Origin of the sequence: Peptoniphilus raoultii, assembly GCF_900099555.1 — a bacterium.
Classification (GTDB): Bacteria; Bacillota; Clostridia; order Tissierellales; family Peptoniphilaceae; genus Peptoniphilus_A; species Peptoniphilus_A raoultii.
The window spans coordinates 1,405,069-1,425,174 of sequence record NZ_FMWM01000002.1 but is presented as its reverse complement, the minus strand read 5'-3'; the positions used below and the strand labels follow the sequence as shown (position 1 = coordinate 1,425,174).

The 20,106-nt window shown below is 32.6% G+C and carries 25 protein-coding genes and 1 other annotated feature; of the genes, 24 read left to right on the top strand and 1 reads right to left on the bottom strand.

The window, feature by feature from the left end:
- The first annotated feature begins 74 nt into the window (after positions 1-74).
- Genes obgE through BQ4446_RS06970 form a run of 7 tightly spaced genes read left to right on the top strand, consistent with a single transcriptional unit; the run spans position 75 to position 4,460 of the window.
- Complete coding sequence (obgE, locus tag BQ4446_RS07000) at positions 75-1,340, top strand: GTPase ObgE (RefSeq protein WP_071027870.1); 1,266 nt, start codon at positions 75-77, stop codon at positions 1,338-1,340.
- A gap of 8 nt (positions 1,341-1,348) precedes the next feature.
- Positions 1,349-1,645: a ribosome assembly RNA-binding protein YhbY gene (gene yhbY / locus BQ4446_RS06995; protein WP_071027868.1), complete on the top strand. Its 297-nt coding sequence runs from the start codon at positions 1,349-1,351 to the stop codon at positions 1,643-1,645.
- A gap of 1 nt (position 1,646) precedes the next feature.
- Positions 1,647-2,261: a nicotinate-nucleotide adenylyltransferase gene (nadD, locus tag BQ4446_RS06990; RefSeq protein ID WP_071027866.1), complete on the top strand. Its 615-nt coding sequence runs from the start codon at positions 1,647-1,649 to the stop codon at positions 2,259-2,261.
- Entirely contained in the window at positions 2,245-2,817 is a 573-nt protein-coding gene (yqeK, locus tag BQ4446_RS06985) for a bis(5'-nucleosyl)-tetraphosphatase (symmetrical) YqeK (protein WP_245149691.1), read from the top strand. Before nadD ends, yqeK begins: the two co-directional genes overlap by 17 nt.
- Entirely contained in the window at positions 2,814-3,686 is an 873-nt protein-coding gene (locus BQ4446_RS06980; RefSeq protein WP_071027864.1) for an LCP family protein, read from the top strand. Before yqeK ends, BQ4446_RS06980 begins: the two co-directional genes overlap by 4 nt.
- Before the next feature lie 10 nt (positions 3,687-3,696).
- Positions 3,697-4,086 carry a ribosome silencing factor gene (gene rsfS, locus BQ4446_RS06975; protein ID WP_071027861.1) on the top strand — a complete coding sequence of 130 codons (390 nt, stop codon included), beginning with the start codon at positions 3,697-3,699 and terminating at the stop codon, positions 4,084-4,086.
- Positions 4,083-4,460: a RidA family protein gene (locus BQ4446_RS06970; RefSeq protein WP_071027859.1), complete on the top strand. Its 378-nt coding sequence runs from the start codon at positions 4,083-4,085 to the stop codon at positions 4,458-4,460. The genes rsfS and BQ4446_RS06970 overlap by 4 nt, the downstream gene beginning before the upstream one ends.
- A 57-nt stretch (positions 4,461-4,517) precedes the next feature.
- On the opposite strand, the gene BQ4446_RS06965 is transcribed toward BQ4446_RS06970, so the two are convergent.
- Positions 4,518-5,060 (bottom strand): tryptophan transporter, encoded by a 543-nt coding sequence (locus BQ4446_RS06965; protein WP_245149690.1) that lies wholly within the window; start codon positions 5,058-5,060, stop codon positions 4,518-4,520.
- A 75-nt stretch (positions 5,061-5,135) separates the two neighbouring features.
- Positions 5,136-5,362, bottom strand: a binding site (T-box leader).
- 135 nt (positions 5,363-5,497) lie between these two features.
- On the opposite strand from BQ4446_RS06965, the gene BQ4446_RS06960 reads away from it, so the two are divergent.
- The 17 genes from BQ4446_RS06960 to BQ4446_RS06880 all read left to right on the top strand — a co-directional run bounded on the left by BQ4446_RS06960 (position 5,498) and on the right by BQ4446_RS06880 (position 20,013).
- The gene (locus BQ4446_RS06960; protein WP_071027855.1) at positions 5,498-5,698 is read left to right on the top strand and encodes a hypothetical protein; all 201 of its coding nucleotides are present in this window, start codon (positions 5,498-5,500) and stop codon (positions 5,696-5,698) included.
- Between the two features lie 106 nt (positions 5,699-5,804).
- Positions 5,805-8,417: an alanine--tRNA ligase gene (gene alaS, locus BQ4446_RS06955; protein ID WP_245149689.1), complete on the top strand. Its 2,613-nt coding sequence runs from the start codon at positions 5,805-5,807 to the stop codon at positions 8,415-8,417.
- Between the two features lie 56 nt (positions 8,418-8,473).
- Positions 8,474-8,731 (top strand): IreB family regulatory phosphoprotein, encoded by a 258-nt coding sequence (locus tag BQ4446_RS06950; protein WP_071027852.1) that lies wholly within the window; start codon positions 8,474-8,476, stop codon positions 8,729-8,731.
- A gap of 56 nt (positions 8,732-8,787) precedes the next feature.
- Complete coding sequence (gene ruvX / locus BQ4446_RS06945) at positions 8,788-9,234, top strand: Holliday junction resolvase RuvX (RefSeq protein ID WP_071027850.1); 447 nt, start codon at positions 8,788-8,790, stop codon at positions 9,232-9,234.
- Positions 9,212-9,457: a DUF1292 domain-containing protein gene (locus tag BQ4446_RS06940; RefSeq protein WP_071027848.1), complete on the top strand. Its 246-nt coding sequence runs from the start codon at positions 9,212-9,214 to the stop codon at positions 9,455-9,457. Before ruvX ends, BQ4446_RS06940 begins: the two co-directional genes overlap by 23 nt.
- A gap of 8 nt (positions 9,458-9,465) precedes the next feature.
- The gene (locus tag BQ4446_RS06935; protein ID WP_071027845.1) at positions 9,466-9,927 is read left to right on the top strand and encodes a Fur family transcriptional regulator; all 462 of its coding nucleotides are present in this window, start codon (positions 9,466-9,468) and stop codon (positions 9,925-9,927) included.
- The gene (locus BQ4446_RS06930; protein ID WP_071027843.1) at positions 9,917-11,578 is read left to right on the top strand and encodes a ribonuclease J; all 1,662 of its coding nucleotides are present in this window, start codon (positions 9,917-9,919) and stop codon (positions 11,576-11,578) included. The genes BQ4446_RS06935 and BQ4446_RS06930 overlap by 11 nt, the downstream gene beginning before the upstream one ends.
- Positions 11,579-11,611: 33 nt before the next feature.
- Entirely contained in the window at positions 11,612-12,262 is a 651-nt protein-coding gene (locus tag BQ4446_RS06925; RefSeq protein WP_071027841.1) for an O-methyltransferase, read from the top strand.
- The gene (locus tag BQ4446_RS06920) at positions 12,255-13,484 is read left to right on the top strand and encodes a peptidase U32 family protein (protein WP_071027838.1); all 1,230 of its coding nucleotides are present in this window, start codon (positions 12,255-12,257) and stop codon (positions 13,482-13,484) included. The genes BQ4446_RS06925 and BQ4446_RS06920 overlap by 8 nt, the downstream gene beginning before the upstream one ends.
- Positions 13,477-14,097, top strand: a complete 621-nt coding sequence (gene udk / locus BQ4446_RS06915) for a uridine kinase (RefSeq protein ID WP_071027837.1) — start codon at positions 13,477-13,479, stop codon at positions 14,095-14,097. The genes BQ4446_RS06920 and udk overlap by 8 nt, the downstream gene beginning before the upstream one ends.
- A gap of 358 nt (positions 14,098-14,455) precedes the next feature.
- Positions 14,456-15,793: an electron transport complex subunit RsxC gene (gene rsxC, locus BQ4446_RS06910; RefSeq protein ID WP_071027835.1), complete on the top strand. Its 1,338-nt coding sequence runs from the start codon at positions 14,456-14,458 to the stop codon at positions 15,791-15,793.
- A 9-nt stretch (positions 15,794-15,802) separates the two neighbouring features.
- On the top strand, positions 15,803-16,798 hold the full coding sequence (locus tag BQ4446_RS06905) for an RnfABCDGE type electron transport complex subunit D (protein WP_071027833.1): 996 nt from the start codon (positions 15,803-15,805) through the stop codon (positions 16,796-16,798).
- Positions 16,795-17,382: an RnfABCDGE type electron transport complex subunit G gene (locus BQ4446_RS06900; protein ID WP_071027831.1), complete on the top strand. Its 588-nt coding sequence runs from the start codon at positions 16,795-16,797 to the stop codon at positions 17,380-17,382. The genes BQ4446_RS06905 and BQ4446_RS06900 overlap by 4 nt, the downstream gene beginning before the upstream one ends.
- Positions 17,383-17,391: 9 nt before the next feature.
- Entirely contained in the window at positions 17,392-17,991 is a 600-nt protein-coding gene (gene rsxE / locus BQ4446_RS06895) for an electron transport complex subunit RsxE (protein ID WP_071027829.1), read from the top strand.
- On the top strand, positions 17,991-18,569 hold the full coding sequence (gene rsxA, locus BQ4446_RS06890) for an electron transport complex subunit RsxA (RefSeq protein WP_071027827.1): 579 nt from the start codon (positions 17,991-17,993) through the stop codon (positions 18,567-18,569). Before rsxE ends, rsxA begins: the two co-directional genes overlap by 1 nt.
- A 9-nt stretch (positions 18,570-18,578) precedes the next feature.
- A complete protein-coding gene (locus BQ4446_RS06885; protein WP_071027825.1) occupies positions 18,579-19,520 on the top strand; it encodes an RnfABCDGE type electron transport complex subunit B in 942 nt (313 codons plus the stop codon).
- Between the two features lie 199 nt (positions 19,521-19,719).
- Entirely contained in the window at positions 19,720-20,013 is a 294-nt protein-coding gene (locus BQ4446_RS06880; RefSeq protein ID WP_071027822.1) for a hypothetical protein, read from the top strand.
- Positions 20,014-20,106: the final 93 nt, after the last annotated feature.

Genomic DNA, 20,106 nt, shown 5'->3' with positions numbered 1-20,106 from the left:
TTTAGAAATTTTTTATAATATTGTCACATACTTTTAATTTTTTTATTATATAATGAAAAAAATGGAGGATCTTTATGTTTATAGACAGTGCAAAAATTAAATTAAAAGCTGGTCGCGGTGGCGATGGTTGTGTTGCCTGGAGACGGGAAAAATACGAGCCTTCCGGAGGTCCTCACGGTGGTGATGGAGGCAGAGGCGGAAGTGTTATTGTTAAAGCTGACGAAGGCATTCATACACTAATGGATTTTAGATATAAAAGAGAATACAAAGCTGAAAATGGCGAAAATGGTATGAGTAAGCTTAAATATGGAAGAAGTGGTAAAGATATTATTTTGAAAGTTCCAGTTGGGACTCTTGTTAAAGATGAGGAATCAGGAGCTGTTATATTTGATTTAAAAAATAAGGATGATGAATTTGTAGTTTGTCGTGGAGGCAAGGGAGGCCTTGGCAATGCAAAGTTTAAATCATCTACAAGAAGGGCTCCGGCTTTTGCCCAAGCTGGCTCTGATGGTGAACAGAGAAATATTATTTTAGAATTAAAACTTCTTGCCGATGCAGGACTTATTGGTTTCCCTAATGTTGGAAAGTCAACCCTTCTTTCTGTAGTTTCTGCTGCAAAACCAAAAATTTCTAATTATCCTTTCACTACTCTTACGCCGAATTTAGGTGTTGTGTCCCTTGGTCCTGAAGAGTCATTTGTACTTGCTGATATTCCAGGGCTTATTGAAGGAGCAAGCACAGGCATTGGTCTTGGTGACGAATTTTTAAAGCATATTGAAAGGACAGGGGTTTTAATCCATGTAATAGATATGGCAGGAACTGAAGGTAGAGATCCCCTCGATGATTTTTATAAGATTAACGAAGAATTGAAGTGCTATAATGAAAAATTAGCGGAGAAAAAGCAGGTTATTTTTGCTAATAAGATGGATATTCCACAGGCAAGTGAAAATCTAATATCCTTTAAGGAAAATTTAAAGGGAGATTATGAAATCATTGAAGGAAGCGCTGCTACTGGAGAAAATGTTAAAAAACTTATGCAAATAGTTTATACTTATATAGAAGACTATGGCAAAAATTATGAAACTTATGACGAAGTTTATGTTGACACATCTGTTCGTGAAGAGGGAATTAAGGTCCATAAGGAAATGGGAGAATATATTGTTGAAGGCCCCTATATAGACAAATTAATTCGCTCCACAAATTTTGAAGATAATGAATCCCTAAAATATTTCCAAGAAAATTTAAGAAAAAATAAGGTAATAGATAAATTAAAGGAACTTGGAATTGAAGAAGGCGAAAGTGTCATTATAGGCGGTTATGAATTTGAATTTTTTAATTAGGAGATATTATGTTAAGAGGAAAAGATAGGTCTTATCTTAAAAGTTTAGCTAATAATTTAAAACCCCTTGCTCAAATTGGAAAGTCTGGCATTAGTGATGGGCTTATCAATCAGCTTGATAAACTTTTGGAAGATCATGAATTGGTTAAAATAAATGTCCTTCAAAATTCGCCTGACGAAGCAAAAAATATGACAGAAGAAATTTTGAATAGGACTGGGGCTGAATTTGTTCAGCAAATAGGTTCTAAGATTACTATTTATAGGGAGTCTAAGGAAAATAAACAAATAGAATTTGATAGGAATTGATATGGAAAAAATTGGAATTATGGGTGGTACCTTTAACCCCATTCATTACGGTCATCTTATGATAAGTGAATATTTGAGGGAGGAAATGAAGCTTGATAAGGTTTTATTTATACCAACAGGCAATCCCCCCCACAAAATTTTATCTCTGGATTCAAAATATCGTTATGAAATGGTAAAAATTGCAACTGAGTCAAATAAATTTTTTGAAGTTTCTGACATAGAAATAAAGAAGTCAGGCTATTCCTATAGCGTGGATACGGTTAAGGAACTAAAGGAGCAAAGACCTGCTGATTATATTTTTTTAATTGGTCTTGACACCTTATTTCAATTAAAGACTTGGAAAAAACTTGAAGAGCTTTCAAGGGAAATTGAATTTGCAGTGGCCTTGAGGCCAAATTATATGGAAAAGGAAAAAGTTGAAGGAGAGCTGACTCTTCTTAGAAAAATTTTTTCTACAAAGATCCACATAGTTGAAAGCCCCCTCTATGAAATTTCTTCAACAGAAATTAGAAACAGAATTAGGGAAGAAAAGTCTGTAAAATACTTAATGCCTAGAGAAGTAATAAAATACATTAAAGATAATAAATTATATAGAGATGATGAAATTGGATACTAAAAAATTTGAAAAAGAAATAAAAGATAGGGTTGGCACAAAGAGATATGACCATATGCTTAGGGTTTCTAAAGAGGCTAAGAGCCTTGCAAAAATTTATGAGGAAGATGAAGATAAGGCAGAAATTGCTGGCTATTTTCACGACTGTGCAAAATTAAAAGATAAGAGCGAAATTCCATCTTTGTGTCAAAAAGTAGACTTTGAAATCACAGATGAAATGAAAAAAGCCCCGTCAATAATTCATTCTTTTTTGGGAGCAGTCCTTGCAGAAAAACTTTATGATATTCATGATGAGGACATTTTAAATGCCATTAGTTGGCACACAACGGGAAGACCGAATATGTCTACCCTAGAAAAAATTGTGTTTTTGGCAGACTATATTGAACCTGGCAGGGATTATCCAGAAGCCAAAAAGGCCAGAACCCTTGCCTATAAAAATCTTGACAAGGCCATGGAATATGCTCTTAATCAAAATATTTTAAATTTAATTGATAGTAACAAATATATTGCCATGGAGTCAGTAAATGCTAGAAATTATTATTTGGAGATAAATAGATGAAAACTTTTTTTAAATCTTTTTTTATAACTCTTTTACTTATCCTAATTTTAGGAGGATCTATTGGAGGATATTATTATTACAAAACAAGTAAGGACCCAGAGGTTAGTTCTTTAAAAAACCTTAAGTTTTTAGTTTTAGGAGTTGATTCTCTGGAGTCAAAAAAGGCTGAAAATACAAGATCAGACACAATAATAATTGGAAATTTTGACCTTGAAAATGGGAAACTTGATTTAATTTCAATCCCTAGAGATACTTATGCAGAAATTAGGGGCTACAAAAAACAAAAGATAAATCATTCATATAATTATGGGGGAAGTGAGCTTACCCTTGCAACAGTTAATAATCTTTTGGGAACGGATATAAAATATTATTTAACAATTGACTATAAATTTGTTATGGATGTTGTAGATAGTCTAGGTGGGGTAAAAGTAAATGTACCCTTAAATATGGACTATGAAGATCCAACAGCTGACCCACCACTTTATATTCACATAAAAGAAGGGGAACAAGTATTAAATGGTTCTGACGCAGTAGGATTTTTAAGATTTAGAAAGGGATACAAAAGCGGCAGCGACCTTGAAAGGTTAGGAGCTCAACAGGAATTTATGAGAGCTTTATTCACATCTTTAAAAAGTGGAAAAACAATTATAAAAGCACCTATGCTTTTTAATGCTTATGTTAATGACACTCAAAATAATATTCCTAAAAACTATCTATTAAAACTTGCCATGGCGGCTACGAAACTTAATATGGAAAATATTAATGCCCAAACACTTCCAGGATATCCAAAATACATTAAGAAGGTTTCATATTTTATAGTAGATGAAGATGAAGCAAATAATTTATTAACAAATTTAAGTTTTAAATAAGGAGGTAAATTTGGAAGTTAAGGAGAAACTAGAAATTATTAAAGACTCTTGTCTGTCTAAAAAGGGGATTGATTTTAAGGTAATTGACATTAAAGAACTTTCATCAATTGCTGATTATTTTGTTATAGTTAGCGGTAATTCACAAACCCAAGTTTCGGCACTTGCTGATGAAATTGAAGAAAGACTAGATAAGGAAGGAGTATGCCTTGAAAATCTTGACGGCAAAAATTCTGCAAGATGGATTTTGCTCGACTATGGAGATATTATTGTCCATGTTTTTCATAAGGATGAAAGAGCCTATTATAATTTGGAAAGACTTTGGTCAAAAGATGACAATGAAGGAGAAAGTCAAGATGAGGTCGAAGATAAATTAATGATTAAGGACGAGGAGGATTTATGAGTAAAGTTATTGAAACAAAAAAAGCACCAGCAGCAGTAGGCCCTTATTCACAAGGGATAATTACTGGAAATTTAGTATTCACTTCAGGACAGCTTCCAATTATTCCTGAAAGCGGAGAATTAATTTCAGATGACATTGAAAAGGCAACAGAAAGAAGCCTTGAAAATGTTAAGGAAATTTTGGAAGAAGCGGGAACAAGTTTAGATAAGACCATTAAAGTTAATATTTTCTTAATAAATATGGCAGACTTTGGCAAGGTGAATGAAATTTATTCAAAATATTTTAAGGAACATAAACCTGCGAGATCTTGTGTAGAAGTTTCAAATCTTCCCAAAAATGGAATAATTGAAATAGAAGCTATTGCTGAAATATAAGAAAACAAAATAAAGGGACTGTCCACATTGGATAGTCCCTAATCTTTTTCTTTAAACTTATTTTGTCTTATCAATAATTTTAATTATTTTTACCATTATAATTCCGAAGACAGTATTTGCACAGGCTGTTGGGAAAACCACTGCTATTAGCATAGGGATTAGACCGCCTGAAAAAATTGCTATAACTTCTGCCATTCCAAGTAGTTTTCCAAGAAGAAGACAGCAAGCTAAAAATACTGAACCTGAAAACATAGTTCCTATAAAAAATAATATTCCGTATTCAAATAATTTAACTTCACCCTTTCTTTGCATAAGTCTTAAAAGAAAGCCGAAGAAAATTGTTGTAAGGGCCTTGTCAACTAAATTTGGGATTTGCCCAGCAGGAAAGCCCGTTGTCATTGCCGTTATAATTCCAGCAACAATTCCTATAACTGCCATTTCTGAATTTCTTTTTGTCAAAGTTAGGGAAACAAACATACATGCCAGCATAAAGTCTGGTTTAATTCCAAAACCAGGCACCACTGTGTGAAGCACTGTTCCTAATGCCATAAGTATGGCGCTTGTTACTAAAATTCTTGTTGATGATTTACTACTTGTCATAATAATTACTCCTATCTTAAAATTTAAAATATTAATTATAGGTCATTTTTATTGGCAATAAAAAACCACTTGCTCATAAGGAGCAAATGGTAAATTCGCGGTGCCATCCTTTTTCTATAAAAATAGATCTCTTTTCAGATACATACATATCCTATCTCTATAACGGGAGAAATCCGTCTTAGCTACTATAATTCGCTTTGCATTCATAGACCCATTCACAGGTAACCTTCCAATAATTTCCACCAACCATTATCTCTCTATAAGTTAGCTACAAGCTACTACTTTCTAATCAACATTTTATATTAATTATATTTTACAAGACTTTTAAAAATTGTCAAGGGTTTTCAAAAAAATTCTGAAATTTAAATGAATAAGTAGTATTTATTGTTAAAAAGTGATAATATTAAATTAAATAAATATAGTGAGGAGTTATAAAGATGACAAAAAAATTAAAAATTATTAGTATTGTTTTGGGCATAATTTTATACTTTGCTATTATTATCGACTCTTTTCACTTTGTAAATTTATATTATAAAATTTTGGGTATTGATAAGAGAATTGTCGAACATCTTGAAATTACAGATTATGGAAACCACGCTAGTGGGACCTATTATTTAGAAGTAGAAAGTACAAAGTAGGAAAATCATAGGCTCAGAATTTCAAAAAATTGACATTTTTTCCTAAAAACTTTATAATTATTTTAGCATACTCCTCTAGGGGAGTTTTTTTAAAATGAGGTGTTCAATGAAAAATTTAGGTCTACACGAAATAAGAAAAGAATTCCTTAGTTTTTTTGAAAAAAAAGGTCATTATGTACTGCCTTCTTTTTCATTAATTCCTAAGAATGATAAATCACTATTATTAATAGGAGCAGGCATGGCTCCAATGAAAAAATTCTTTACAGGGGAAGCGACTCCACCTGCCAAAAGGGTTACAACATGTCAAAAATGTTTGAGAACAGGTGACATTGAAAATGTAGGAAAAACTGACAGACATGCAACTTTTTTTGAAATGCTTGGCAACTTTTCTTTTGGAGATTATTTTAAAAAAGAAGCTATCCCTTGGGCGTGGGAATTTTTAACTGTCAATCTTGAAATTCCAAAGGAAGATCTCTGGGTTACAGTTTATTTTGAAGATGACGAAGCCTACAATATTTGGAAGGATGAGATCGGAGTTCCTGAAGAAAAGATTATCCGTCTTGGAAAGGAAGATAATTTTTGGGAACTAGAAGTTGGTCCATCAGGTCCTTGCACAGAAATTTATGTTGATAGAGGATTAGAATACGGGTCAGAGGATGAAAGACCTGGCGGTGAAGGTGACAGATTTATTGAAGTTTGGAACCTTGTTTTCACACAATTTGACAAGGATGAAAAGGGAGTTTATAATCCCTTAGCTCATCCAAATATTGATACTGGAATGGGTCTTGAAAGAATTTCTACAGTTCTTCAACATGCAAATAATATTTTTGAAATAGATGCCATAAAAGAAATCCTTGAAGAAATTAAAAATATGTCAGGCTACAAATATGGCTTAGACAAAAAACTTGACGAATCAGCAAGGGTTATAACTGACCATATAAGGGCCATTACTTTTTTAGTTGGTGACACTGTAAGGCCATCAAATGAAGGAAGAGGCTACGTTTTAAGAAGACTTATAAGAAGGGCAGCAAGACATGGAAGGCTTCTTGGCCTTAAAAAGGCTTTTTTATATGAACTTTGTGATTTGATTATTGACTCATGGGGCGTTGAATATAAAGAATTAATTGAAAATAGAGAAAAAATAAAGGATGTTATAAAGGGAGAAGAAGACAAATTCTTAACTACTATTGAATCTGGTATGAATATTTTATCAGGTCTTATTGAGAAGCTTGAAGCTGATAATAAAAAAGTGCTAGGTGGCGAAGATGTCTTTAAACTTTATGATACCTATGGATTCCCACCTGATTTAACAAGAGAAATTCTTTGGGAAAAGGGCCTTGAAATTGATCAAAAGGGCTTTGAAGAAAAAATGGATGAACAAAGAGAAAGAGCAAGGAATGCCAGAGATGATTCTAATATTGGCTGGGATTCTCATGCAGATGAATCTGTTTTTGAAGGCTATACAAATGAATTTTTAGGCTATGACCATAATTCTTGTCAAGGAGAAATCACAGGGATTTTTAAAAATTATAAGGAAGTTGAAAGTGCAGAGCCAGGAGAAAAAGTCATGGTTCTTCTTGATAAAACTCCTTTTTATGGCGAAGGCGGCGGACAAGTTGGCGATACAGGTTATATCATAGGTTCTGATTTTAAGTTAAGAGTTTTTGATACTAAAAAAACAAGAGAGGGTCTTCATCTTCATCTAGTAGAAGTTTTAGAAGGCTGCTTACAAAAAGAAAAAGTGGGGGCTGAAATTGATGTTGAAAGAAGAAATAATATTAGGAGAAATCATTCAGTTACTCACCTTCTTCACAAGGCCTTAAAAGAAACTTTGGGAAGCCATGTTAATCAAGCAGGCTCCCTTGTTGAAGCTGATAGAATGAGATTTGACTTTACACATTATGAAGCGATCTCTAAAGAAGACCTTAAAAAAATAGAAGCTAGGGTAAATGAAAAGATTTTTGAAGATCTTCCTGTTGTAACAACAATTACAAATCCACAAAAGGCTGGAGAAATGGGAGCAATTGGACTTTTTGAAGAAAAATATGGAGACCTTGTTAGAGTTTTATCTATGGGAGATTATTCCATGGAACTTTGCGGCGGCACTCACGTTTCAAATACAGCACAAATTTCTATGTTCAAAATTTTATCTGAATCTGGAGTTTCAAGCGGAGTTAGAAGAATTGAATCAATAACAGGCCTTGCAGTTTATAAATATCTTTTAAAGGCGGATAGCTTAAGAGATGATCTTTCAAGAGAACTTAAGGTAAATAAAAGTGATATTCTTCAAAAGACTAAAGCAAATATTGAAGAAATTAAAAAACTTCACAAGGAAATAGATAAACTTGAACATGACAGTGCTAAAGATGAGGTTTCAAAAGTCCTTGAAAATATAAAAACTAAGGGCGATATAAATTACGTTAGCTATAAATTTATAGATAAAGATGTAAATACTTTAAGGGATATGGCTGATGAAATTAGAAGTAAAATATCAAAAATTGTAATTTTATTTGCAGGTATTATTGATGGAAAAATTAATTTTGTGTGCGCACTTTCTAAAGATTTAGTAAAAAATCCTTACGAAGCTGGAAAGATTATTAAGGATATAGCAAAAATTGCAGGCGGCAGCGGTGGCGGAAGACCTGATATGGCAACTGCCGGCGGAAAAATTTTAGAAAAAGTTGATGATGCTTTAAATTCTCTTTCAGATTTTATCTAAATTTTATCTAATATACAATTTTTGCCACTTATGCTATAATTTACTTGGAGGTAGTTATGGATCAAAATAATAGCAATACTCAAGTTTTTGAAAAACAAAAATTAGAAAGGTCAAGAATTAAAGAAGTTTTAAAGAAAGTTTATAAGGCTTTGGAAGAAAAGGGTTATAATCCTATTGATCAAATTATTGGATATATATTGTCTGGCGATCCCACATATATTACAAGCCATGAAGATGCAAGGTCCATAATTCAGGATATTGAGCGTGACGAGCTTTTACAAGAAATGTTAAAAGTTTATTTAGAAAATAATTGAGATGGCAAGACCATCTCTTTTACATATTTAATATGTACCTATAAGGTTGTGATTTTATGGATAGGGTAATAGGACTTGATATAGGAGAAAAATATATTGGCATAGCAATTAGTGATGAAACTTTTACTATTGCTCAAAGTCTATGCACAGTTGAAAGGACATCTAACAAAGAGGCCTATGAGAAAATTCATGAAATATTAGAGAAGTACAATGTAAAAAAAGTAGTGGCAGGACTTCCGAAAAATATGAACAATACCATTGGGCCAACTGGTCAAATGGTTATGAAATTTGCAGAAAAGCTTAAAAATAAGTTTAGGATACAGCTGGTATATGTTGATGAAAGGATGACAACTCTTATGGCTGATAGAATTTTAATTGAATCTTCAGTCAGGAGGGAAAATAGAAAGAAATATGTTGATAAAATTGCAGCATCCTTTATTTTACAGTCATATATTGACAGCATCCGCAATAAGGAGGATTATGGAAAAAACAGTATTCTATGATGAATCGGGTAAAGCTATGGAATTTATAATACAAGGGAAATTTTCCATAGATGAAAATGATTATATTGCAATGATACCTGCAAATGAAGAAAATCCTTATGTTTATATTCTTAGAATTACTCTTGACGAAAATGGTGAAGAAGTATTGGAAGGAATTGATGATGATGAACTGGAAGAGGCTTCAAAAATTTATGAAGAACTCTTACAAGAAAAATTACAATAGGTGAAAATATGAATTTAAAAGATTTAAATGTGAAAGATGTGTTAAAAGAGCATGGCTACAAATATACCTGGCAAAGAGATACAGTTTATAAGGTTTTCTGTGATCATATTGATGAGCACTTAACCACAGAAGAAGTTTATAAATATATATCAGATAAAAATCCTGAAATAGGTATTGCAACAGTTTATAGGACTTTGCAACTTTTTCATAAGTTAGGCATACTAGATCAAATCACCTTTGAAGACAACATTGTTAGATATGAATTAAAATTAAAAAACAAGGGTCATAGACACCATCACCTCATTTGTTTAAATTGCGGAAAAATTACAGAAGTAAATGTTGATAAGTTAGACGCTATCGAAGAAGAAATTAAAAATAAATATAAATTTGAAATTGTAGATCATTCTCTAAAAGTTATGGGTTATTGCGAAGACTGCCAAAAGAAGTTAGGAGATGTAGATGAAAAATAGCAATAAGCTAAGAATAATTCCCTTAGGGGGATTACACGAAATAGGAAAGAACATGACGGTTATTGAATATAGAGATGACATTATTATTGTTGATTGCGGCATGACTTTTCCTGAGGATGAAATGCTGGGAATAGATGTAGTTATTCCTGACGTGACTTATTTAGTTGAAAATAAAAACAAGATTAGAGGTCTTGTTTTGACGCATGGACACGAAGATCATATTGGTGCCATTCCATATATAATGAAAAAATTGGATATGGAAATTTATGGAACACCACTTACAATTGGATTATTAGAAAACAAATTTAAGGAACACAATTTATCAAAAAAATGTCTAAATGTTGTCCATGCAGGAGATACAGTTAAACTTGGAAAAATGGAAGTTGAATGGATTAGGGTAAATCACTCAATTCCAGATTCAACAGCTCTTGCAATTAAAACTCCTCTTGGCTATGTTTACCACAGCGGAGATTTTAAAATTGATTTAACTCCAATTTCAGGCAAGCCAATTGACCTTGCAAGAATTGCAGACATTGGCAAAAAAGGTGTAATTGCCATGGTTGGAGAATCAACAAATGTCCTTCGTGAAGGATATACTATGAGTGAGTCAAAAGTTGGAGAAACTTTTAACCGTCTTTTTATGCAATTAATGGATAGTAGAATTATTATTGCAACTTTTGCATCAAATGTGCATAGGGTTCAGCAAATAATTAATTCTGCAGAAAAATATAATAGAAAAGTTGTCCTTTCAGGAAGGTCTATGCTTAATGTAACAGAGACTGCAAGAAGACTTGGCCAGCTTAAAGTTAAAAAAGATACTTTTGTAGATATTAGGGATATGAATAAATATGATGACAGCGAGCTTTGTTTAATAACAACAGGCTCTCAAGGCGAACCCATGAGTGCTCTGACAAGAATAGCCTATAATGAACACAGAAAAATTAAGCTAACTCCCAATGATGCCATAATTTTATCGGCAAATCCAATTCCTGGAAATGAAAAAGATGTAACAAAAGTTATTAATAAACTTCTTGAAAGTGGAGCTGAAGTTATTTATGAAACACTTTCTGAAATTCACGTTTCAGGTCACGCTTGCCAAGAAGAATTAAAGCTCCTTTTAGAGCTTGTTAATCCAAAATATTTTATTCCTGCCCATGGTGAAATCAGGCATCAAATGAAGCATGCTGAAATTGCTGAACAAATGGGAGTAAAGCATGACAATATTTATATTATGGAAAATGGAAACTGTCTTGAAATTGGTGAAGACGGAGCTAATCTTGTGGCCGATGTGCCAAGTGGAAATATTTTAGTTGATGGTCTTGGCATTGGAGATGTTGGAAATATTGTCTTAAGAGATAGGCAGCATTTGGCTGAAGATGGTCTTGTAATTGTTGTAATTTCTGTGACAAATACAGGCGAAGTCATTTCAGGGCCAGACATAATTTCCAGAGGTTTTGTCTATGTTAGGGAGTCAGGAGATTTAATAGATGATTCTAAAAAAGTTGTCAAAGATATCTTAAATGAAAATACAAGAAAACATTTAAGGGACTGGACAAGTTTAAAATCTGAAATAAGAGAAGGACTTAAGTCATATATCTTCCAGACAACAAAAAGGAATCCTATGATCTTACCTATAATAATGGAAATTTAAGGGAATCAGAAGATTCCCTTTTTTAAGAATAATATGGTTAATGTAAATTACGATTTTATAGAAGATTATATAAGAAGTTTAATAGTTAAAAAAGATGAGGACTTAGAAGTCTTAAGAAAATATGCAGAGGAAAATCATGTGCCAATTATTGAAGAGGAAAGTGAAGAATTTTTAAAATTTCTCTTAAAGCTTATTGAACCAAAAAAAGTCTTGGAACTTGGAAGTGCAATTGGCTATTCTGCAATTTCTTTTGTAAAAAATCAAAATGCCATAGAAAATCTTGTTACAGTTGAAATAAGTGAAAAAATGTATAAATTGGCAAAAAAAAATATAGAAGATTTTGGCTTTCAAGATAAGATAAATATTTATTTGGAAGATGCCTATGTATTTTTGCAAAAGACTTTAGATAAATTTGATTTGATTTTTATTGATGCTGCTAAGGGTCAATATGAAAATTATTTTTCTCTTGCAATTGAAAAATTAAATCCAAGGGGTGTTATAATTTGTGATAATGTGCTTTTTAAGGGCATGATAGCAAATGATGATTTAGTTAAGAAAAGAAAAATAACTATAGTTAGAAGACTTAGATCTTTTTTAGAAAAAATTGAAAGTGACAAGAGATTTACTTCATCAATAGTACCAATTGGTGATGGGATTTTATTAGTTAGGAGAGATAATGGATAAAATTGAATTACTTGCACCTGCAGGTGATATGGAAAAATTAAAAACAGCTATAGAATATGGGGCAGATGCCGTTTACTTGGGAGGAGAATCCTTTGGACTAAGAAAGGCTTCTAAAAATTTCACCTTAGATAAAATAAAGGAAGCGGCGGATTATTTACATGAAAGGGGCAAAAAACTTCATGTTACCCTAAATATTATTCCTCATAATGATGATATAAAGGGCCTTGAAGATTATGTAAAAAAACTAGAAGGAATTGGGGTTGATGCATTTATTGTAAGCGACCCAGGCATGTTTTTAAGAATAAAAGAAGTAATCACAAAAACCGAAATTCACATTTCAACTCAGGCTTCCGTTACAAACTCATCAACAGTTTTATTTTGGCAAAAACTTGGGGCTAAAAGAGTTGTCCTCGCAAGAGAATTATCTTTAAATGAGATTCGGGAAATTGTAAAAGATGTGGACGGAAAAATAGATATAGAAACATTTTGCCATGGAGCCATGTGTATGTCCTATTCTGGTAGGTGTCTTTTATCAAATTATATGACAGGAAGAAATGCAAATATGGGCGACTGTGCTCAGCCATGTAGATATAAATATTATTTAATGGAAGAAAAAAGGCAAGGAGAATATTTCTCAATTGAGGAGCATGATGAGGGAACTTTTATTATGAATTCTAAAGACCTTTGTATGATTGAACATGTACCAGATTTAATTGAAGCTGGAATTAGGTCCTTAAAAATTGAAGGTAGGGTAAAGAGCGAATATTATTTAGCAACAGTAGTAAGATCATATAGAATGGCCATTGATTCCTATTATAATGATCCTGAAAACTATAAATTTGATCCCTATCTTTTAGAGGAAATTAAAAAAGTTAGCCATAGAGATTTTACAACGGGATTTTTCTATAATAAGGCCAATGAATCATCACAGGTCTATGATAAAAATTCATATATTAGAGGTTATGATTTTGTGGGTCTTGTTCTTGACTATGATGAAAAAACAAAAATTGCAACTTGCGAAGAAAGGTCAAGAATTTTTAAGGGAGAAGAAGTTGAAATTTTTGGTCCCTCAATAAAACACTATAATCAAACAATTGGCTATATGACAGATGACAAGGATAGGGAAATTGATGTGGCAAATAAGGCTAAAGAGATTTTTAAGATTAAAGCTGACGGAAAATGTCAAAAGGGATATTTTATTAGGAGAAAAGTAAGTGAGTAAAAAAAGATTAATAATCGGCATTGCTGGCGGAAGTGGTAGTGGAAAGACAACTGTTACAAATAGGCTTGTAGAAAAAATTCGTGAGGAAAAGGTAACTGTTATTGAAGAAGACTCTTATTATAAGGACCAGTCAAATCTCTCTTATGAAGAAAGAGTCAAAACAAATTATGACCATCCTTTTGCCTTTGATAGTGATCTTCTAATTGACCATTTAAAAAAGTTAAAAGAAGGGAAATCCATAGAAAAACCCCTTTATGATTTTGAAATACACAATAGAAAAAAAGAAAAAGAAAAAGTTAGTCCTAAAGAAATTATTATTTTGGAAGGAATATTAATCCTTCAAGATGAAGATATAAGAAATTTACTTGACATAAAAGTCTTTGTAGATACAGATTCTGATGTGAGAATTATTAGAAGAATTTTAAGGGACATAAAGGAAAGAGGAAGGAGTCTTGATTCAGTTATTCTACAATATATGAATTCAGTACGCCCTGCTCATCTACAGTTTGTTGAACCTTCAAAAAAATATGCCGATATAATTATTCCTGAAGGCGGTCACAATGAAGTTGCCATAGATTTACTTTATCAAAAGATTAGATCCATAATTGAATAAATTATGGATTTTTTTAATGGAAAAAATCTAAAATTGTAAATAAATTAAAATTTTATTCTATAATATGACAATGTTTTCATATTATGAAAATTTTAGGGATAAAATTAATAAATTTTTTTTAAAAAATTCACCTATTTATTTTAAAAATATCAATAGAAATTATTTATTAAAGTTTATAAATGATTTAAAAATAGGGGAATACTAACTTTTATATTTTTTAAAACTTGTTAATTTTCAAGGTTTATAAGAGGATTTTATAAAATTTTACATATACATCGTGAAAAATTAGTGTTATAATAAATCTAAGGTTATTATTAAATAGCTATAATTTATTAGTAATAATAAGGGGTGAAGTTTTATGAGTTCAAGAAATCTCACATTTTCAATCGGTGGAGTTCATATGGACGAACACAAAACTTTAACTGAAAAAATTGCAATTGAAAGGATGCCGGATCCTGAAATTGTTTACATACCTATGTCACAGCACATAGGCGCACCCAATATACCAATGGTAAAAAAGGGTGACAGAGTTAAAGTAGGTCAAATTGTGGGAAGCTCAGATGCTTATATTTCTGCTGCTGTTCATACCGGTGTATCAGGAGAGGTCATTGGTATTGAAAAAATGTACACAGCAGATGCAAGGTACTGTGACTGCGTTGTCATAAAAAATGACGGATTAAACGAAAAAACAGATTTCACTAATATGAAAGATTACAGAGATCATCCAATTGATGATCTGGTGCCGTTCATTAAAGAAAAGGGAGTAGTCGGCATGGGTGGAGCTGGTTTTCCACTTCATGCTAAATTAAAAGGAGTGGATCCAGTCCTTGATGAATGTATTATCAATGGAGCTGAATGTGAACCGTTTTTGACTTGTGACCACAGGATTATGCTTGAAAAGACAGAAGAAATTTTAACAGGTCTAGATATTTTTTCCTATTTCTATAATAGAGAATCTTCTTATATGGCAATAGAAGAAAATAAACCAGATGCAATTGCAAAGATGGAAGAGGTAATTTCAGAGCATCCAAATTGGAAACATTTAAAAGTTGTTGGATGCCAAACCAAATACCCTCAAGGCGATTCAAAAAGACTTTCAGAAGCTGTTTGTGGAAGGATTGTTCCTCAAAATGGCGTAACAAATGATGTCGGGGTATTTTTAACAAATGTAGGAACAACTCTTGCCTTCTATGAAGCTATGATTGAAGGAAAACCTTCTTATGAAAGAGTCATCACCGTTTCAGGCTCAGGCATTAAAAATCCTAAAAATATATTAGTTAAAATAGGAACGCCAGTTGGAGAAATTTTAAAATTCTGTGGCGGCCTAGTTGATGATTATATTGAAATTATTTGTGGAGGACCTATGACAGGAAAGTCTGTATTTGACTTAAATTCTCCAATCACTAAGACAACATCAGGGATTTTAGTTTTTACTTCTAAGGAAATAAATCCAATAGATGAAAGTCCCTGCATAAGATGCTCAAGATGTGTTGATCACTGCCCGGCAAATATCAATCCGACAGATATTAATGCGGCAATTCTTCGTGGCAAACTTGACATATGTAACGATCTTCATGCAGACCAATGCATGGAATGTGGAATATGTTCTTTTGTGTGCCCAGCGAAAAGACACCTTTCAGCGTCTGTAAAGCTTGCTAAACGTGAAATAAAAATGGCTCAAAGGGCCAAGAAATAGGAGGAACTTATGGAAAAGAATATAAATAAAAAAGTGGACGGTTCCGAATATTTTGTATCTTTGGCTCCGCATATAAGATCAAATGACACTGTAAGAAAAATAATGCTTGATGTTATTATTGCACTAGTGCCTGCGGCAATCGGCTCAGTTTACTTTTTTGGATTAAGAGCCTTAATTTTAATTTTAATTTCAGCCTTAACCTGCGTGGCAACTGAATATATAACACAAAAGCTAATGAAAAAGGATATTCAAATAGGCGATCTTTCAGCAGTCGTTACAGGAATTTTAATTGCCTTTAATGTACCGTCAAATATGCCCATTTGGATGGTAATGTTCGGAGATATTTTTGCAATCTTAATTGTAAAAGAATGTTTTGGCGGCATAGGTTTTAACTTTATGAACCCAGCCCTTGCTGCTAGACTTGTTATAATGGCTTCTTGGACAACAAAGATGACAGACTATGTTAGTCCTGAAATGTTAAAAAATGGTATAACAACAACTGTGGGTGCAGATATGATAACTTCAGCAACGCCACTTAAATTAATTGGTCAAGCTGCCTACGAAAAATTGCCTTCACTTTTTGATATGGCAATAGGAAATATTGGGGGAGTTTTGGGAGAAACATCATCAATACTTTTATTAGTAGGATTTTTGTACTTAGTTATCAGAAAGGTAATTTCTTGGGAAATTCCTGTAATTTATGTTTTAGTAACAGCTATATTCCTATTTATTTTAGGAATTCCTGCAAATATTGTTCCCTATGAACTTTTGGCAGGAGGTTTAATTTTGGGAGCCTGCTTTATGGCTACAGATTATGCAACGAATCCTATTACTAGAAAGGGAAGAATTATTTTTGCAATAGGCTGCGGATTTTTAACTGCTTTAATAAGAGTTAAGGCATCACTTCCTGAAGGCGTTTCCTATGCAATATGCCTAATGAATGTTTTAACTCCAGTTATTGATAAGTTTACAAGAACATCAGCTTATGGGGAGGCGAAAAAATGAAAGAACCCGTAAAATTCGGATTAATACTTTTAATTTTCTGTGCAATTTCTGCTGGCTTGCTTTCAATAGTAAATGGATTTACAGCTCCAATTATTGCTCAAGCTGAACTAGAAAAAGCACTAGAATCTTATGAATCTATTTTTGGAGAAACTGCAGATAGTTTTCAAGAATGTGACGAAGCTAAGCTTCAGTCAATTAGAGAAAAATATAAAAATGTAGATAAAATTTTCGTTGCTCAAAAGGGCGGAAAAATTGTAGGATATGGAGTTAATGTTAAGGCATCAGGCTTTGGTGGAGATATGATTAATGCCATAGGAATTTTGCTTGATGGAGATAAAATTGTTGGTTTTAGAAATATTTCAAACCAAGAAACTCAAGGCTTTGGTTCCAGAATAACATCTGAAGAATATTTTCCTCTTTATGAAGGAAAATCAGTGGCAGGACCATTAGAACTTGCTGTAAATCCTACAGAAGAAAACCAAGTTCCTTGGCTGACAGGTGCAACAGTAACATCTAAGGCTGCTTTAGAGGCAGATAATGTTGTTGTTGAAGTTTATAATGAAATTTTAAAGAATGAGAAATAGGAGGTTAAGATGAAATTATCTAAAGTTTTTACTAACGCAATGTTTAAAAACAATCCTATTTTTATTCAGCTAATAGGTTTGTGTTCAACCCTAGCTATAACAAATAACTTAACAAATTCTATAGCCATGGGAATAGCTGTAACATTCGTACTTATAATGTCAAATGCAGTAGTGTCGATCCTTAGAAAAGTAATTCCTGACAAGATAAGAATTCCATGTTTTATAGTCGTTATTGCTTCTTTCGTAACTTTGGTACAAATGATTCTTCAAGCATATGTGCCTCCAATTTATAGGGCACTTGGTATATTTTTACCATTAATCGTTGTAAACTGCTGTATTCTTGGTGAAGCAGAAGGATTTGCCTATAAAAATAAAGTTATACCTTCAATAATTGATGGTTTAGGAACTGGTGTTGGCTATACGATGGCCGTATGTATAATGGGTCTTATTCGTGAATTTTTTGGCTATGGATCCCTTTTAAATATCCAGTTAATACCTGAAAATTTATATCCGGGAATTGGAATTTTTGGAGCACCTGCGGGAGCTTTCATCCTTCTTGGATTTGTAATTGCAGGTTTTAGATCAGTAATGAGTAGGAGGGCTAGCTAATGTTAAAAAGTATATTTATAATTTTAGTTTCAACAATACTTGTAAATAATTATATATTTGCACAGTTCTTAGGAATTTGTCCTTTCCTTGGAGTTTCTTCTAAAACAGAAACTGCAATGGGCATGGGACTTGCCGTTACTTTCGTTGTAGTTATTGCTTCTGCTTTAACTTGGCTTATTCAAAATTTTATTTTGAATCCACTTGGCATTGCTTATTTGCAAACCATAGCCTTTATTTTAGTAATTGCATCTCTTGTGCAATTTGTAGAAATGTTTATTAAAAAGGCATCACCAGCACTTTATACGGCAATGGGAGTTTATCTTCCACTAATTACAACAAACTGTGTTGTGCTTGGTGTTGCAGTTTTAAATATTCAAAAAGAATACAATTTAATAGAAACAGTATTTTCTGGTTTTGGTGCATCAGTAGGTTTTACCTTAGCATTACTTCTGATGTCATCATTAAGAGAAAAACTTGCAATTGGTAGCGTTCCAAAGCCCTTGCAAGGAGTTCCTATTGCCTTAATAAGTGCAGGACTTATGGCTCTTGCCTTTTCAGGCTTTGGTGGATTGGTATAGGAGGGAATTATGGATATTAAATCAATTTTATTTCCAGTCTTATTTTTAGGAATAACAGGAACACTTTTTGGAGTTATCTTATCAGTTGCCTCAAAAATATTTTATGTAAAGACAGATCCAAAAGTTATAGCAGTTAGAAATGCACTTCCTGGTGCAAACTGTGGTGCTTGTGGATTTCCTGGCTGCGACGGGATGGCAGATGCTATTTGCACAGGCAGTGCACCTGTAAACGGATGTGTAATTGGTGGTTCAGAAACTGCCGAAAAAGTTGCAGAAATTATGGGTTTTAATGCAGAAAATGTTGAAAGAAATGTTGCAGTAGTTTTATGTCAAGGAACATGTGGCAAGGCAAAAAATAAATATGACTACCATGATCTTGTAGATTGCCGACTTATCTCTGATTTTCAAAAGGGACAAAAGGCTTGCCAATTTGGATGCTGCGGTGGGGGAACATGCGTTAGTGTATGCGAATTTGATGCCATACATATGGTTGATGGAGTTGCAAAAGTTGACAAGGAAAAATGCGTTGCCTGCAAAAAATGTATTGATATTTGTCCAAAACAAATAATTAAATTAAGACCCTACAAATCTAAGACAGTTGTTAAATGTATGTCTATGGATGTTGGAAAAGTTGTTAGAAATAACTGCACTATAGGCTGTATTGCCTGCAAGATGTGCGAAAAGAATTGTCCTAAAGATGCAATTCATGTTATAGATAATTTGGCAAGAATTGACTATGACAAATGTATAAACTGTGGTATGTGCGTTTCAGTTTGCCCAACAGGAGCAATTGATTGTGAATATAAGGAAAGAGTTGCAAAGATGAAAGAAAGAGCAGCTGAAAAGAAAAAGAAGGAAGCTGAAGAAAAAAGGGCAAAACTTGCTGCTGAAAAAGCAGAAAAAGAAGCACAAGTAGCAAATGACAATAAATCAGGAACTGAAGTAATATAAAAAGAAAATTAACAGAAAAATGCTCTTATCTTTTATGAATTGAGAGCATTTTTATTGATTTACTAACTCATTTAAATAATTTTAAAAAAATTACACATATAATAAAGATATTTTTTATAATTATTTAATATAAAAAATCGTTATAGTATAAGAGAAAGAATGTGATTCCATTAGATATGAAAATGAAGATAATTATACTATGCACATAAGTGAAGAAGAAGCTAAAGATGAAAGAACTTATGAGGCTAATGTTAAAGATTTTATTTCAGGAAGTATGGGAATCTATTCTTCTAAAGCTGGCTTTGTATTAATGTGTATTTTAAAATTTTATCATGGGCCCTATGATTCAGCAGGAACTTATTATATAAAAAAATCAACCTGTAAAAGGATTAAGCATGATAGATTGACAGGAGATGAAAGAGTAGTAGATGTGGGGATGAGTCTTGAGATTTCTCATAATGATCGTACTTATTCTAACAACTATTGGTATTAATGAAAAAAATGAAAGCAGATGATAAGAAGAAATATGCAAAAGATGCTTATATAAGAGCATCTAGTATACCTATAGGAATAGCTTTGAGTTTCC